General features: G+C 58.9%; 12 protein-coding genes. 9 read left to right on the forward strand and 3 right to left on the reverse strand.

Annotated features, from left to right (window positions below; all coding sequences use genetic code 11):
• Window positions 1–269 precede the first annotated feature (269 nt).
• The gene (locus AC1D2P_RS27625) at window positions 270–1,499 is read right to left on the reverse strand and encodes an acyl-CoA dehydrogenase (RefSeq protein WP_046032526.1); all 1,230 of its coding nucleotides are present in this window, start codon (window positions 1,497–1,499) and stop codon (window positions 270–272) included.
• 178 nt (window positions 1,500–1,677) lie between these two features.
• On the opposite strand from AC1D2P_RS27625, the gene AC1D2P_RS27630 reads away from it, so the two are divergent.
• From AC1D2P_RS27630 to AC1D2P_RS27640, 3 genes are all read left to right on the forward strand, one after another.
• Window positions 1,678–2,607 (forward strand): LysR family transcriptional regulator, encoded by a 930-nt coding sequence (locus AC1D2P_RS27630; RefSeq protein WP_109786619.1) that lies wholly within the window; start codon window positions 1,678–1,680, stop codon window positions 2,605–2,607.
• A 169-nt stretch (window positions 2,608–2,776) separates the two neighbouring features.
• Window positions 2,777–3,175: a MerR family transcriptional regulator gene (locus tag AC1D2P_RS27635; RefSeq protein WP_046032528.1), complete on the forward strand. Its 399-nt coding sequence runs from the start codon at window positions 2,777–2,779 to the stop codon at window positions 3,173–3,175.
• A gap of 129 nt (window positions 3,176–3,304) precedes the next feature.
• Window positions 3,305–4,204 (forward strand): hydroxymethylglutaryl-CoA lyase, encoded by a 900-nt coding sequence (locus AC1D2P_RS27640; RefSeq protein WP_109786620.1) that lies wholly within the window; start codon window positions 3,305–3,307, stop codon window positions 4,202–4,204.
• 607 nt (window positions 4,205–4,811) lie between these two features.
• Here AC1D2P_RS27640 and AC1D2P_RS27645 read toward each other — a convergent pair.
• Window positions 4,812–6,509, reverse strand: a complete 1,698-nt coding sequence (locus AC1D2P_RS27645) for an AMP-binding protein (RefSeq protein ID WP_223522540.1) — start codon at window positions 6,507–6,509, stop codon at window positions 4,812–4,814.
• 204 nt (window positions 6,510–6,713) lie between these two features.
• On the opposite strand from AC1D2P_RS27645, the gene AC1D2P_RS27650 reads away from it, so the two are divergent.
• The 4 genes from AC1D2P_RS27650 to AC1D2P_RS27665 are packed head-to-tail and all read left to right on the forward strand — an operon-like array spanning window position 6,714 to window position 12,272.
• Complete coding sequence (locus tag AC1D2P_RS27650; RefSeq protein ID WP_046032531.1) at window positions 6,714–7,877, forward strand: isovaleryl-CoA dehydrogenase; 1,164 nt, start codon at window positions 6,714–6,716, stop codon at window positions 7,875–7,877.
• A 12-nt stretch (window positions 7,878–7,889) separates the two neighbouring features.
• A complete protein-coding gene (locus tag AC1D2P_RS27655; RefSeq protein WP_077431854.1) occupies window positions 7,890–9,497 on the forward strand; it encodes a carboxyl transferase domain-containing protein in 1,608 nt (535 codons plus the stop codon).
• Between the two features lie 13 nt (window positions 9,498–9,510).
• Window positions 9,511–10,323: a gamma-carboxygeranoyl-CoA hydratase gene (locus AC1D2P_RS27660; protein WP_477758246.1), complete on the forward strand. Its 813-nt coding sequence runs from the start codon at window positions 9,511–9,513 to the stop codon at window positions 10,321–10,323.
• Complete coding sequence (locus tag AC1D2P_RS27665; RefSeq protein ID WP_477811691.1) at window positions 10,323–12,272, forward strand: acetyl/propionyl/methylcrotonyl-CoA carboxylase subunit alpha; 1,950 nt, start codon at window positions 10,323–10,325, stop codon at window positions 12,270–12,272. The genes AC1D2P_RS27660 and AC1D2P_RS27665 overlap by 1 nt, the downstream gene beginning before the upstream one ends.
• 39 nt (window positions 12,273–12,311) lie before the next feature.
• Here AC1D2P_RS27665 and AC1D2P_RS27670 read toward each other — a convergent pair whose 3' ends face one another.
• Entirely contained in the window at window positions 12,312–12,953 is a 642-nt protein-coding gene (locus tag AC1D2P_RS27670) for a LexA family protein (RefSeq protein ID WP_477758245.1), read from the reverse strand.
• A gap of 129 nt (window positions 12,954–13,082) precedes the next feature.
• On the opposite strand from AC1D2P_RS27670, the gene AC1D2P_RS27675 reads away from it, so the two are divergent.
• Both AC1D2P_RS27675 and AC1D2P_RS27680 read left to right on the forward strand, forming a co-directional pair.
• Window positions 13,083–13,424: a DUF6124 family protein gene (locus tag AC1D2P_RS27675; RefSeq protein ID WP_046032536.1), complete on the forward strand. Its 342-nt coding sequence runs from the start codon at window positions 13,083–13,085 to the stop codon at window positions 13,422–13,424.
• Between the two features lie 486 nt (window positions 13,425–13,910).
• The gene (locus tag AC1D2P_RS27680) at window positions 13,911–15,062 is read left to right on the forward strand and encodes a M14 family metallopeptidase (protein ID WP_109786623.1); all 1,152 of its coding nucleotides are present in this window, start codon (window positions 13,911–13,913) and stop codon (window positions 15,060–15,062) included.
• The last annotated feature ends 62 nt before the right edge of the window (window positions 15,063–15,124 follow it).

Here is a 15,124-nt window from a genome sequence, read left to right on the forward strand (position 1 = left end):
ATTACCGTTGGCGAGGTAAGGATTGTCATGACGAATCCTCGGAGCTAGGGTTTAAGGGCTTGTCGGGGTTTACCCTTGCGCTGGCTTGCCTCTATCGTCGGTTTTACCGATGAATTCCTTATCGGCGCTTCGGGTAGAAGGGGCGGGACGAGAAGTCTCCCACGGTCCGTACTGGCTAGAGTCGGAATCGAGCTTTTAGTCCCGCCCACCCCTTCAAGTCTAAACATACAAGCCGAGCTTGCTCGCGATGAACGATGACGCGGTCTAACTTACTGCCCGCTACGCATCATCTCTTTAGGCACGTACTTGCCGATCTCGAACTTGCCAATGGCTGCGCGGTGTACTTCGTCCGGGCCGTCGGCCAGGCGCAGGGTGCGCTGCATCGCATACATGTAGGCCAGCGGGAAATCGTTGGACACCCCGGCCCCGCCATGGATCTGGATCGCCCGGTCGATAACCCGCAATGCCACGTTCGGCGCAACCACCTTGATCTGCGCGATTTCGCTCTTCGCCACCTTGTTGCCCACGGTGTCCATCATGTACGCCGCTTTTAATGTCAGCAGGCGTGCCATGTCGATTTCCATCCGCGAGTCGGCAATCTTGTCGATATTGCCGCCCAGGCGTGCCAACGGCTTACCGAACGCAGTACGGCTGACCGAGCGTTTGCACATCAATTCCAGCGCCCGTTCAGCCATGCCGATCGAACGCATGCAGTGGTGAATCCGGCCTGGGCCAAGGCGGCCCTGAGCGATTTCGAAGCCGCGCCCTTCGCCCAACAGGACGTTTTCGTACGGCACGCGGACGTTTTCGAACAGCACTTCGGCGTGGCCGTGAGGCGCGTCGTCATAACCGAACACAGGCAGCGGACGCACGATCTTCACGCCCGGGGCATCCACCGGCACCAGAATCATCGAGTGCTGCGCGTGGCGCGGTGCATCCGGGTTACTCAGGCCCATGAAAATCAGAATTTTGCAGCGTGGATCGCAGGCACCTGAGGTCCACCATTTTTTGCCGTTGATGACCCACTCGTCACCATCACGCACAGCGCGGGCGGCCATGTTGGTGGCGTCGGAGGACGCGACGTCCGGCTCAGTCATGGCGAACGCCGAGCGGATCTCGCCGCGCAGCAGTGGTTCGAGCCAGCGTTGTTTCTGTTCTTCGTTGGCGTAACGCACCAACACTTCCATGTTGCCGGTGTCGGGTGCCGAGCAGTTGAACGGCTCTGGCCCCAGCAACGAGCGGCCCATGATTTCAGCCAATGGCGCGTATTCGAGGTTGGTCAGGCCGGCACCGAGTTCGGACTCAGGCAGAAACAAATTCCACAGACCTTCAGCCTTGGCCTTGAGTTTAAGTTCTTCCATGATCGCGGTCGGCTGCCAGCGATCACCTTCGGCAACCTGGCGCTCGAACACGGCTTCGGCGGGATAAACGTAAGTGTCCATGAACGCGGTCACGCGCTCACGCAGTTCTTGCACCTTGGGCGAATAAGCGAAATCCATGAGCAATTACCTTCTTGGGCAGAGGTTGTTTAGGTCATGCGATTGATGCTAGAACAGCGCTGATAATTTACCTAGCCTATTCTCGGCGTGTATTAACATTCATCACCGATATATGATCGGGTGATCGCCAAGGCCTCCGGCCACAACGAAATGCCCCAAACAATAAGAGTGCAGCGCAATGAATCTGAGCAAGGTCGACCTCAACCTTTTCATCGTCTTCGACGCGATCTACACCGAAGCCAACCTGACCCGTGCCGGGCAGATTGTCGGCATTACTCAGCCAGCGGTCTCGAACGCTCTGGCTCGCCTGCGCGAGACCTTCAACGATCCGTTGTTTGTACGCACCGCCCAAGGCATGGTGCCGACGCCGATGGCGCAGAACATCATCGGGCCGGTGCGTAACGCCCTCTCTCTACTGCGCGTATCGGTGCAGGAAAGCCGCATATTCAACCCGCTGCAGGCGGTCAAGACCTACCGCATCAGCATGACCGACCTCACTGAAGCAGTGATCCTGCCGCCGCTGTTCCAGCGCCTGCGCCGTCTGGCCCCGACAGTGATCATCGAAAGCTTCCTGTCCAAGCGCCGCGAGACCACCAAGGAACTGGCGGCCGGGCGTCTCGACTTCGCGGTGGATGCGCCGCTCAACACCGACCCGCAGGTGCGTCACGTCAAGTTGATGGAAGACCGCTACGTGTGCGCCATGCGCAAGGGGCATCCGCTGGCGGGTAAAGAGAAATTCACCCTGGATGATTACCTGTCGCTGACCCACATCCACATTTCCAGCCGCCGCAGCGGTCTGGGCCATGTCGACCTGGCTCTGGGGAAGATGGGCATCCAGCGCAAGATCGCGCTTCGGTCCCAGCACTATTTGATGGCCTCGCAAGTGTTACAGCAGACCGACATGGTCATGACCGTGCCGGAGCGCTTCGCCCGTCGCAATGACTTGCACGCCTTCAGCCTGCCGGTCAACGACGTGCCACCGGTGGAAACGCACCTCTACTGGCATGAAAGCACCGACCAGGACCCGGCCAACCGCTGGATGCGCGAGCAGATGATCGAGTTGTGCCAGCAGGTGACGGCGCATGAGAAGAAGCTCGAAAAGGCGTAGGCATCATCGTTCATCGCGGGCAAGCCTTGCTCCTACAGGTTCGGCTCAGATCCTGTAGGAGCGAGGCTTGCCCGCGAAGAGGCCCGCATTGACAGCGAAAACCGCTGCCCCTTGACGTAAACGTCAACCTGCCATTAGCTTAGCGCCATGACCTTTTTCGAGCGCCTCCATGAGCAGCCAGACCTATAGCATTTCCGACCTCGCCCGCGAGCTCGACATCACCACGCGGGCCATCCGCTTTTATGAAGAGCAAGGCCTGCTCAGCCCCGAACGTCGCGGTCAGGAACGCATCTATTCGCCCCGCGACAAGGTCAGTCTGAAACTGATCCTGCGAGGCAAGCGCATAGGCTTCTCGCTGGCCGAATGCCGCGAGCTGATCGAGCTATACGACCCGACCGGTGGCAATCAGAAACAACTGCAAACCATGCTGACCAAAATCGCCGAACGCCGCGAACAGCTGGAGCAGCAAATGCTCGACATCGAACAGATGAAGCTGGAACTGGATACCGCGCAGGAGCGTTGCGTCCAGGCGCTGGAGCAAACGATCAAGAGCCAACAGGTCGTGTAGGAGCTGAGCTTGCTCGCGAAAGCGTCAGGTCAGTCGACATCGATGTTGAAGGCCATACCGCTATCGCGAGCAAGCTTGGCTCCTACAGGGTTCTGTGAACATTCAGACAATTACAACAGGTCCAACGCCATGTCCCTTCCTACCCACGTACGCATTGTCGAAGTCGGCCCACGCGACGGTCTGCAAAACGAAGCCCAGCCCATCAGCGTTGCCGACAAGGTGCAACTGGTCGACGCGCTGACCGCCGCCGGCCTTGGCTATATAGAAGTCGGCAGTTTCGTTTCGCCAAAGTGGGTGCCGCAAATGGCCGGTTCCGCCGAGGTCTTCGCGCAGATCCAGCGCAAGCCGGGCGTCACCTACGGCGCGCTCGCCCCCAACCTGCGCGGGTTTGAAGACGCAATGGCGGCGGGTGTAAAGGAGGTGGCCGTGTTCGCCGCCGCCTCCGAGGCGTTTTCCCAACGCAACATCAACTGCTCGATCAGCGAAAGCCTGGAGCGTTTCGTGCCCATCATGGAGGCGGCCAAACAACACGGCGTGAGCGTGCGCGGTTACGTGTCCTGCGTGCTGGGCTGCCCTTACGAAGGTAACGTCGCCCCCGAGCAAGTCGCCCTGGTTGCGCGCGAGCTCTATGCGATGGGCTGTTATGAAGTGTCATTGGGCGACACGATCGGCACGGGCACCGCTGGCGCCACCCGCAAGCTGTTCGAAGTGGTCTCGGCCAGCGTGCCCCGCGAAAAACTCGCCGGGCACTTCCACGACACCTACGGCCAGGCCATGGCCAACATCTACGCCAGCCTGCTGGAAGGTATCTCGGTGTTCGACAGTTCCATCGCCGGCCTCGGCGGCTGCCCGTACGCCAAGGGCGCCAGCGGTAACGTTGCCACTGAAGATGTGGTTTACCTGCTCAACGGCCTGGGAATCGAGACGGGTATCAATCTGGATGCATTGATTCTGGCCGGTCAGCAGATTTGCACGGTGTTGGGGCGTGTGACCGGTTCGCGCGTGGCCAAGGCTCGCAGCGCACAGTGAGTGTGTCTGGGTGTTACCGCGCGGTCTCAATGGTGGGCGCAAGCGAGTAACACGGAAACAGATTCTAGGGTTTTACCTGAGGCGCAAAACCTTACAAAATCACAAAGCATTGATTTTAAAGGGTTTTTAAAAGTTGGCACGGCTTCTGCTATCACTACTGCATAACAAGAACAAAAAAAGCAGCAAACCTAATAAAAATAAGACGTAACGACTCTGACATAACAAAAACAACACGGCAGAGACGCAGCTAACAGATTTTTTTGGAGAAGGTGTGCTTTTCAGGGTGCTTTTCGGAGTAACCCGCAACCGGGCAGAGAACAATAAAACTACCCTCAGGTAGCTCCCGAACTGGTTGGATCGCTTAGCGAAAAAGTAGATCAGCGCTCAAAAAAATACGTTTGCTCTTGATCCCGGATGGGGATCGACAAAAACAGCGGTAAAGGGTCACGGTCACTAAAAACAAAAACAGACCGCCCCTCAATAATAAAAAAAGAGCACGCGCAACGACAAAATTAAAGGGGAGCTTCGGCTCCCCTTTGTGCTTTCCGGCATTTGTGTTTCCCCAATTTCCCTGTGGAAGCACACCTGCTCCCACAGGGAAATATGCTCAGGCTTTGTTCTCGCGCAATTCTTCGATACTGATCTCACGCATACGGAATTTCTGGATCTTGCCAGTCACCGTCATCGGAAACTCCTCGACGAATTTGAAGTAACGCGGCGTCTTGAAGTGCGCGATGCGATCCTTGCACCAGGCTTGCAGCTCTTGCTCGGTAGCGCTGTGGCCAGGGTGGAATTTGATCCAGGCGACAATCTCTTCGCCATAACGCGAGCACGGGATGCCGATCACCTGCACGTCAGCCACCGCCGGGTGGGTGAAGAAGAACTCTTCCAACTCCCGTGGGTAAACATTTTCACCGCCACGGATGATCATGTCCTTGTTGCGTCCGGCAATGCACACATAGCCTTCGTCGTTCATGCTCGCCAGGTCGCCGGTATGCATCCAGCCGGCCTGATCAATGGCTTCCGCCGTGCCTTGCGGGTTGTTCCAATAGCCGAGCATCACGCTGTAACCACGGGTGCACAGTTCGCCAATGGTGCCGCGCGGCACGAGGTTGCCGGCCTCGTCGATGATTTTGCTTTCCAGTTGCGGCTGGGTGCGACCGACCGTGGTTACGCGCAACTCCAGTTCGTCTGACGGACCGGTCTGCAACGACACCGGGCTTGTTTCCGTCATGCCGTAGGCAATCTGCACTTCGTTCATGTGCATTTCGTTGATGACCCGGCGCATCACCTCGATCGGGCACGTTGCACCGGCCATGATCCCGGTGCGCAGGCTCGACAGGTCAAATTCGGCCCGGCTGGGCTGATCGAGCATGGCGATGAACATGGTCGGTACGCCATACAACGCTGTGGCTTTTTCTTCAGCGACAGTGGTCAGGGTCAGCAGCGGATCGAAGGCATCACTCGGGTAAATCATGGTGCTGCCATGAGTGACGCAGCCGAGATTGCCCATGACCATGCCGAAGCAGTGATACAGCGGCACCGGGATCACCAGGCGATCATTGGCGGTCAGGCCCAGGCTTTCGCCGACCATGTAACCGTTGTTGAGAATATTGTAGTGACTGAGGGTCGCGCCTTTCGGGAACCCGGTGGTGCCGGAGGTGTACTGGATGTTCACCGGCTGATCGAAATGCAGGCTGTCCTGGCGTTCTTGCAACTGCTCAGTCGAAACGCTGGCGGCCAGATCGGCCAATTGTGACCACGGCAGGAAACCTGAAGGCGGCTGCGCATCCAGACTGATGACACCGCGCAGGTCGGGCAGGCGTTCACTGTGCAACTTTCCGATGGATTGCTCGGCCAGTTCGGGAACGAGGCCTTGCAGCATCCCGTGATAGTTGGAGGTTTTGAACGCGCCGGCGCAGACCAGCCATTGGCAACCCGACTGCTTGAGCACATATTCGAGTTCGGAGCTGCGATACGCCGGGTTGATGTTGACCAGAATCACGCCGATTTTCGCCGTGGCGAATTGGGTGATGCACCACTGGGCGCAGTTCGGTGCCCAAATGCCGAGACGGTCACCCGCTTGCAGGCCCAGCGCCAGAAGCGCTCTGGCGTGCAGGTCTACGACGTCGGCCAGTTGCTGCCAGGTGTATCGCAACTGCTGATGGCGCACGACCAGCGCCTCCCCGGTCGGGTACTGCGCAACGGTGTTATCGAATGCCTGGCCGATGGTCATCGCCAGCAAGGCTTTGTTTTGGGAACCTCGGGTATAGCTGCGCTGCGGGCTTGCACTGGGTTGATCCATGACGACCCCTATTGTCTTTATTAGTGGGTTGTTGGACCGAGGCATATGAGTAGCCCCGATCGTTCAGAACTGCCTCTACTCTCGCTCAAGTTGACGTTAACGTAAAGGGTGATTGACAGCCATTCGTCACAGGCTTACGTTAACGTAAAGGTGAGAGCCGAATCACTGCCCTCCCCACCCTACAAAAAAGCCAAAAGGTGACCCATGAGCTACCCATCCCTGAATTTTGCCCTCGGTGAAACCATCGACATGTTGCGCGATCAGGTTCAGTCCTTCGTCGCCAAAGAGATCGCCCCGCGCGCTGCTCAGATCGACATCGACAACCTGTTCCCCGCTGACCTGTGGCGCAAATTCGGCGACATGGGCCTGCTCGGCGTCACCGTGCCAGAGGAGTACGGCGGCGCTGGCCTGGGTTACCTGGCCCATGTGGTGATCATGGAAGAAATCAGCCGCGGCTCGGCGTCGGTCGCCTTGTCCTACGGCGCCCACTCCAACCTCTGCGTCAACCAGATCAACCGCAACGGCAACCACGAGCAAAAATCCAAGTACCTGCCGAAGCTGATCAGCGGCGAGCACATCGGCGCCCTGGCCATGAGCGAGCCGAATGCCGGTTCCGACGTGGTCTCGATGAAACTGCGCGCTGACAAACGTGGCGACAAGTACGTGCTCAATGGCAGCAAGACCTGGATCACCAACGGTCCTGACGCCAACACCTACGTGATCTACGCCAAGACCGACCTGGAAAAAGGCCCGCACGGCATCACCGCGTTCATCGTCGAGCGCGACTGGAAAGGCTTCAGCCGCAGCAACAAGTTCGACAAGCTCGGCATGCGCGGCTCGAACACCTGCGAACTGTTTTTCGATGACGTCGAAGTGCCGGAAGAAAACATCCTCGGCGTGCTCAACGGCGGCGTGAAAGTATTGATGAGCGGCCTCGACTACGAACGCGTCGTCCTTTCGGGTGGCCCGACCGGCATCATGCAGGCCTGTATGGACCTGATCGTTCCGTACATCCACGACCGCAAGCAGTTCGGCCAAAGCATCGGCGAATTCCAGCTGATCCAGGGCAAAGTTGCCGACATGTACACCCAACTCAACGCCAGTCGCGCCTATCTGTACGCCGTGGCCCAGGCTTGCGAACGTGGCGAAACCACGCGCAAGGACGCTGCCGGTGTGATCCTCTACAGCGCCGAACGCGCCACGCAAATGGCCCTCGACGCGATCCAGATTCTGGGCGGCAACGGTTACATCAATGAATTCCCGGCAGGTCGTCTGCTGCGTGACGCCAAGCTGTACGAAATCGGCGCCGGTACCAGTGAGATCCGTCGCATGCTCATCGGTCGCGAACTGTTCAACGAAACCCGCTAAACGGAGCTGTCCATGGCTATCCTGCATACCCAGCTCAACCCCCGTTCGGCGGAATTCGCGGCCAACAGCGCGGCGATGCTCAAACAGGTCGACGCCCTGCACACCCTGCTCGCCCAAGTGCAGCAAGGTGGCGGCCCGAAGGCACAAGAACGCCACACTTCGCGAGGCAAGTTGCTGCCCCGCGAGCGGATCAACCGCCTGCTCGATCCGGGCTCGCCGTTTCTTGAGATCAGCCAGCTGGCGGCCTACGAGGTGTACGGTGAAGACGTTCCAGCCGCTGGCGTGATCGCCGGGATCGGCCGCGTGGAAGGCGTCGAGTGCATGATCGTCGCCAACGATGCCACGGTGAAAGGCGGCTCTTACTACCCGCTGACCGTGAAAAAACACCTGCGCGCCCAGACCATCGCCCAGCAGAATCGCCTGCCGTGCATCTACCTGGTGGACTCCGGTGGCGCCAACTTGCCGCGCCAGGATGAAGTGTTCCCGGATCGCGAGCACTTCGGACGAATCTTCTTCAACCAGGCCAACATGAGCGCCATGGGCATTCCGCAAATTGCGGTGGTCATGGGCTCCTGCACCGCCGGTGGCGCGTATGTGCCAGCGATGGCTGACGAAGCGATCATGGTTCGTCAGCAGGCGACGATTTTCCTCGCCGGCCCACCGCTGGTGAAAGCCGCGACCGGTGAAGTGGTCAGCGCCGAAGACCTTGGCGGGGCCGATGTGCATTGCAAGATTTCCGGGGTGGCCGACCACTACGCCGAGAGCGATGAACACGCCCTGGCCATTGCCCGACGCAGTGTCGCCAACCTCAACTGGCGCAAACTCGGCGAGCTGCAACAACGTGCGCCGATTGCTCCGCTGTACAGCAACGACGAGCTGTACGGCGTGGTGTCGGCGGACGCCAAGCAACCGTTCGATGTACGCGAAGTCATTGCGCGCCTGGTCGACGGTTCGGTGTTTGACGAATTCAAGGCACTGTTCGGGACCACACTGGTCTGCGGCTTTGCCCACTTGCACGGTTACCCGATCGCGATCCTCGCCAACAACGGCATCCTGTTCGCCGAAGCCGCGCAGAAAGGCGCGCACTTCATCGAACTGGCCTGTCAGCGCGGCATTCCGTTGCTGTTCCTGCAAAACATTACCGGGTTCATGGTCGGCCAGAAATACGAGGCCGGTGGCATCGCCAAGCATGGCGCGAAACTGGTGACCGCCGTGGCGTGCGCCAAGGTGCCGAAATTCACCGTGATCATTGGCGGCAGTTTTGGTGCCGGCAACTACGGCATGTGCGGGCGAGCCTACGACCCGCGCTTCCTGTGGATGTGGCCGAACGCTCGCATCGGCGTGATGGGCGCCGAGCAAGCCGCTGGGGTGTTGGTGCAGGTCAAACGCGAGCAGGCCGAGCGCAGTGGCCATGGTTTCAGCGCCGAGCAGGAAGCCGAGATCAAGCAACCAATCCTCGATCAATATGAAGAACAGGGTCACCCCTACTACTCCAGCGCACGGCTGTGGGACGACGGTGTAATCGACCCGGCGCAGACCCGCGATGTGCTGGCCCTGGCCTTGTCCGCGTCGTTGAACGCGCCTATCGAACCGAGCCGCTTCGGCGTGTTCCGGATGTGATCGGGAGAAAACCATGAGCGACTTCAATACCCTCGAACTGCTGACCGACCCACGGGGTTTCGCCACCCTGTGGCTCAGCCGCGAAGAAAAGAACAACGCGTTCAACGCTGAAATGATCCGCGAACTGATCCTCGCGCTGGATACCGTGGCCAGCGACACCAACCTGCGCTTTTTGCTGGTGCGCGGGCGCGGCAAGCATTTCAGCGCCGGCGCAGACCTGGCGTGGATGCAGCAGTCGGCCGAGCTCGATTACAACACCAACCTCGACGACGCCCGGGAACTGGCGGAATTGATGTACAACCTCGCCAAGTTGAAAATCCCGACAGTGGCCGTGGTGCAAGGCGCGGCATTCGGCGGTGCACTGGGCCTGATCAGTTGCTGCGACATGGCCATTGGCGCCGATGACGCGCAGTTCTGCCTGTCGGAAGTGCGCATCGGCCTGGCGCCCGCGGTCATCAGCCCGTTCGTGGTGCAAGCCATTGGCGAACGCGCGACACGCCGTTATGCCCTGACTGCCGAACGTTTCGGCGGGCAACGGGCGCGGGAAATCGGCTTGTTGTCGGAGAGCTATCCGGCCACTGAGCTGGAGCAAAAGGTCGATCAGTGGATCGACAACCTGCTACTCAACAGCCCGGCCGCCATGCGCGCCAGCAAGGATCTGCTGCGCGAAGTCAGTCACGGCGAATTGACTCCGGCACTGCGCCGCTACACCGAAAATGCCATCGCCCGCATCCGCGTCAGCCCTGAAGGTCAGGAAGGCCTGCGCGCTTTTCTGCAAAAACGTCCGCCGAGCTGGCAAGCCCCCACCACGAAGGAGCCGCGTTGATGAGCGCACCTGTTCTCACCACCCTGCTGGTGGCCAACCGTGGCGAAATCGCCTGCCGCGTGATGCGCACCGCCAAAGCCCTGGGCCTGACCACCGTGGCCGTGCACAGCGCCACTGACCGTGACGCGCGCCACAGCCGCGAAGCGGATATCCGCGTCGACCTCGGTGGCAGCAAAGCCGCCGACAGTTACCTGCAAATCGACAAACTGATTGCTGCCGCCAAGGCCAGCGGTGCTCAGGCGATTCATCCGGGTTATGGCTTTTTGTCGGAGAACGCCGGGTTCGCCCGCGCGATTGAAGAGGCAGGCCTGATTTTCCTCGGCCCACCGGCCTCGGCCATCGACGCCATGGGCAGTAAATCCGCGGCCAAAGCGCTGATGGAAACCGCCGGCGTACCGTTGGTCCCCGGCTATCACGGCGAAGCGCAAGACTTCGACACCTTCCRCGATGCCTGCGAACGCATTGGTTATCCGGTGCTGCTCAAGGCCACCGCCGGCGGTGGCGGCAAAGGCATGAAAGTGGTCGAGGATGTCAGCCAGTTGGCCGAAGCTCTGGCCTCGGCACAGCGTGAAGCGAAATCGTCCTTCGGCGATTCGCGGATGCTGGTGGAGAAGTACCTCCTCAAACCGCGTCATGTGGAAATCCAGGTCTTCGCCGATCAGCATGGCAACTGCCTGTATCTGAATGAACGTGATTGCTCGATTCAGCGCCGGCACCAGAAAGTCGTCGAGGAAGCCCCCGCGCCAGGCTTGAGCCCGGAACTGCGTCGTGCCATGGGCGAGGCGGCTGTGCGTTCGGCGCAAGCCATCGGTTATGTCGGCGCCGGCACCGTGGAGTTTCTGCTGGATTCGCGCGGTGAGTTCTTCTTTATGGAGATGAACACGCGCCTGCAGGTGGAACACCCGGTCACCGAAGCCATCACGGGGCTCGATCTCGTGGCCTGGCAGATTCGTGTGGCTCGTGGCGAAGCGCTGCCGATGACTCAGGCCGAGGTTCCGCTGATCGGTCACGCGATTGAAGTGCGGCTGTACGCCGAGGACCCGGCCAATGACTTCCTGCCGGCCACCGGCCGCCTGGACCTGTATCGCGAATCCGCCGCAGGCCCGGGACGTCGGGTTGATAGCGGTGTCGAGGAAGGCGATGAAATTTCGCCATTCTACGACCCGATGCTGGGCAAGCTGATTGCCTGGGGCGAGGACCGCGAACAGGCGCGTCTGCGCTTGCTGAGCATGCTCGATGAGTTTGCGATTGGCGGGCTCAAGACCAATATCAACTTCCTGCGCCGGATCATCGCGCACCCTGCGTTTGCGGCGGCAGAGCTGGACACCGGGTTTATCCCGCGTTTTCAGGAGCAATTGTTGCCAGCGCCCTCGGACCTCGATGACGCGTTCTGGCAAGCCGCTGCGCAGGCGGTTGCCCAGAGTCAGCCAGCTTCACCGCGCGCTGATGACGTGAGTTCGCCATGGGGGATCAGCAATGGTTTCCGTGCCGGATTGCCGAAGGAAATCACCCTGCACCTGAGCTGCGAAAACCAGGACCGGGCGTTGACCCTGGGCGACATCTGCACGGCGCAACTCAAAGGCGAGCAATTGCTGACCGAGCACAACGGCGTGCGCCGCCAGCATCGGACCCTCCGTCGTGGCGACTCTGTCTATCTGCAATGGGAAGGTGAACTGCGCCGTATCGAGTCCTACGACCCGATCAGCGCCGTCGAAGCCAGCCACAGCCATCAGGGCGGTCTCACGGCCCCGATGAACGGCAGCATCGTGCGAGTCCTGGTGGAGGCCGGGCAAACGGTCGAAGCCGGAGCGCAATTGGTGGTGTTGGAAGCAATGAAAATGGAGCACAGCATTCGTGCGCCCCACGCGGGTGTGATCAAGGCCTTGTATTGCCAGGAAGGCGAAATGGTCAGCGAAGGCAGTGCGTTGGTCGAACTGGAAGAAGCGTGAAATGAAGATCGGTCCTACGTTTTGCGAGGACCGATCTGATTAGAATTTGGCCGTTGCCTGAACCACTACGCCGAGTATTCGACACTCCTCGGTGAAAAGGGCTTTCGGATACGTCGGATTGAGCGGGACCAGGTAACGCTGCCCGCCCTCTTCGATCAGTTTGCGAAAGGTCGCCTCGGTGCTGTCCGACCACTGCGCGATCACCAGTTTTCCGGGCTCTGGCACAATGGCCGGATCGACCAGGATCATCATGCCCTCGGCGATACTTATGCCCGTGGGCGCAGTCATCGCATCGCCCACCACCTCCAGCCAAAACGCAGCACCCTGCGCGTGGTAATCGGTCAGTTCGAAACGCGGCTTGCCGTAGACCGATAACTCACCGTCACGCACTTGCTCGGGCTCCCGCCAGTCACTGACCGGGTAGCGGAAGTACGGGTTGTACTTGTGTGTCAGGCAAGGCTCGTCATCCTGCAAGACCTCGCGAATCACCATCGCCACTTCCAGAAAATCCATCCCGAGCGCGCGCAAGACACGATTCATGTCTTCGATGCTCGGCGAACGGCGTTTATTCAGCCAGTGACCCACGCCACCCTGGGACATCCCGAGGCGGTCGGCGAGTACCTCTTGAGTGACTTTGAGCTCACTCATCTTGGCTTTGACCAACTCAATCCATTTATCCATGTGCGGCACGATACGTGGGGTACTCCGACCAACAAAACACAAATTGTAGTATTTAAATCCCTGTCACAAATACAGTTCGTACTAGGATGGATTCACGGATCTGAATCTATCACGGAGCTTGCCATCGTCATGACGTTACCCAGCAACGACCTGCCAGACATGCAAATCGATACCACCCTGACCTCGCCAAAAGGCAGTGCTGCCGCGCAACGAGCATTGGATTACTACTTGAAACCAACTGTGTCCGAAGCCGCGACGGTCGAGCGTTTCTTTGATGTGAACCCGGGTATCAGTGCTGAAGAAGCACTGGTTCATGCCTCGGATTTGTTGCGATGCGCTGCGGCGACTGCACACGAGTCCGCCAGTAACCTGCACGGTGCAAGCCGCGACCTGGCGTTTTCGACGGTGCACATGATCGACATGGCCAAGGCGATGATCGATCGGTCATTGCAAGCGCATCAGAACGTGTGAAGCGAAGGTACTTCTGGGGAAGACGGGAAAGAATTTTCCCATCGTGCAGATAAATTCATTTGACTTGCAAACGAGAATGATTATTATTGCATGCAGCTGGTCGCGAGATCAGTCGATTGTCCAAATGACCTTAGGTCGGTCTTCTGGACTATCTCCTCATCAGGCTAATCACGGTTTTTGACCCGGCTTTTTGCCGGGTCTTTTTTTTGCCAGTTATTCTGGCTTTTACCTTCAGGCTAATGAAGTCTTTAGGTGCTGCAAATTCGATGGCGCGGATAATATCAAAAGAATATCGGTTGGCAAGAGAAGCCCGGCATCATTGGGCCAAACCAATGTAAAAATAGCACTTGAGAATCAATCGCACAGTCTCTAAGCTGCGTCGGCGTCAAGGAGGACGCCCCCCTCTGCACCCCGCAATTTCCCTCGGTTTCCCCCCTGTCTTGCGTGTAAAGTAGCCGCCATAAAATCATATTCTGGATATCGATTATGACCGTGGCTAAATCTTCCTTCGACATCAGTGCAAACTTCGACAGCGGCAACATTGAAGTGCTGGATATCAGCAATCCGCTTCAAGCATTGCTGGCCATCAAACCCGACACCCGCAGCCAACACTTTCAATGGTTCCACTTCAAGGCCAGCGGTCTTCACGTCGGTCAGGAGCACTGGTTTCGCCTGAACAACGCCAGCAAGTCCTCCTATAACAAGGCTTGGGACGGCTATCAGGCCGTTGCGTCCTACGACCACGTCAACTGGTTCCGCGTACCCACCATCTTCGAAGGCGACTGCCTGCGCTTCAGCCTCGAAGCCACCGCGACCCACGCCTGGTTCGCCTACTTCGAACCCTATAGCCGTGGCCGTCACGACTGGTTGATCGAACAGGCATTGACCAAAGCTGGCACCGAACTGTTGGCCACCGGCAAGAGCGTCGAAGGGCGTGACATTCAATTGCTGCGTAAAGGCACGGGTGCCGAAGGCCGGCGCAAAGTCTGGATGATCGCTCAGCAACACCCCGGCGAACACATGGCCGAATGGTTCATGGAGGGCGTCATCGAACGCCTGGAAAAACACGATGACCCGGTATTGAACAAACTGCTGGCCAGCGCCGACCTGTACCTGGTGCCGAACATGAACCCGGACGGCGCCTTCCATGGTCATCTGCGCACCAACGCCATGGGGCAGGACCTGAACCGTGCCTGGCAGAGCGCCAGTCAGGAAACCAGCCCGGAAGTGCTGTTCGTTCAGCAGCAGATGGAAAAGTATGGCGTCGACCTGTTCCTCGACATTCACGGCGATGAAGAAATCCCCTACGTGTTCACCGCTGCCTGTGAAGGCAACCCTGGATACACGCCGCGAATCGAAAAACTCGAAGAGCATTTCCGCAGCCATCTGAAACACCTGACCAAGGACTTCCAGACCAAGCATGGCTACACCCGTGATGAGCCGGGTAAAGCCAACATGACCTTGGCCTGCAACAGCGTCGGTCAGAAATTCGATTGCCTGTCCTTGACCCTGGAAATGCCGTTCAAGGACAACAACGATTCGCCGAATGCGCTCACTGGCTGGTCCGGAAAACGCTCGAAGCAATTGGGTAAAGACGTGTTGACCACCGTCGCCGACATGATCGACACCCTGCGCTGATTACCCGGCTCATGTAGCAGCTGGCGTAGCCTGCGTTCGGCTGCGAAGCAGTCGTAAAAACC

Source organism: Pseudomonas sp. P1_F1_2 (genome assembly GCF_056405815.1).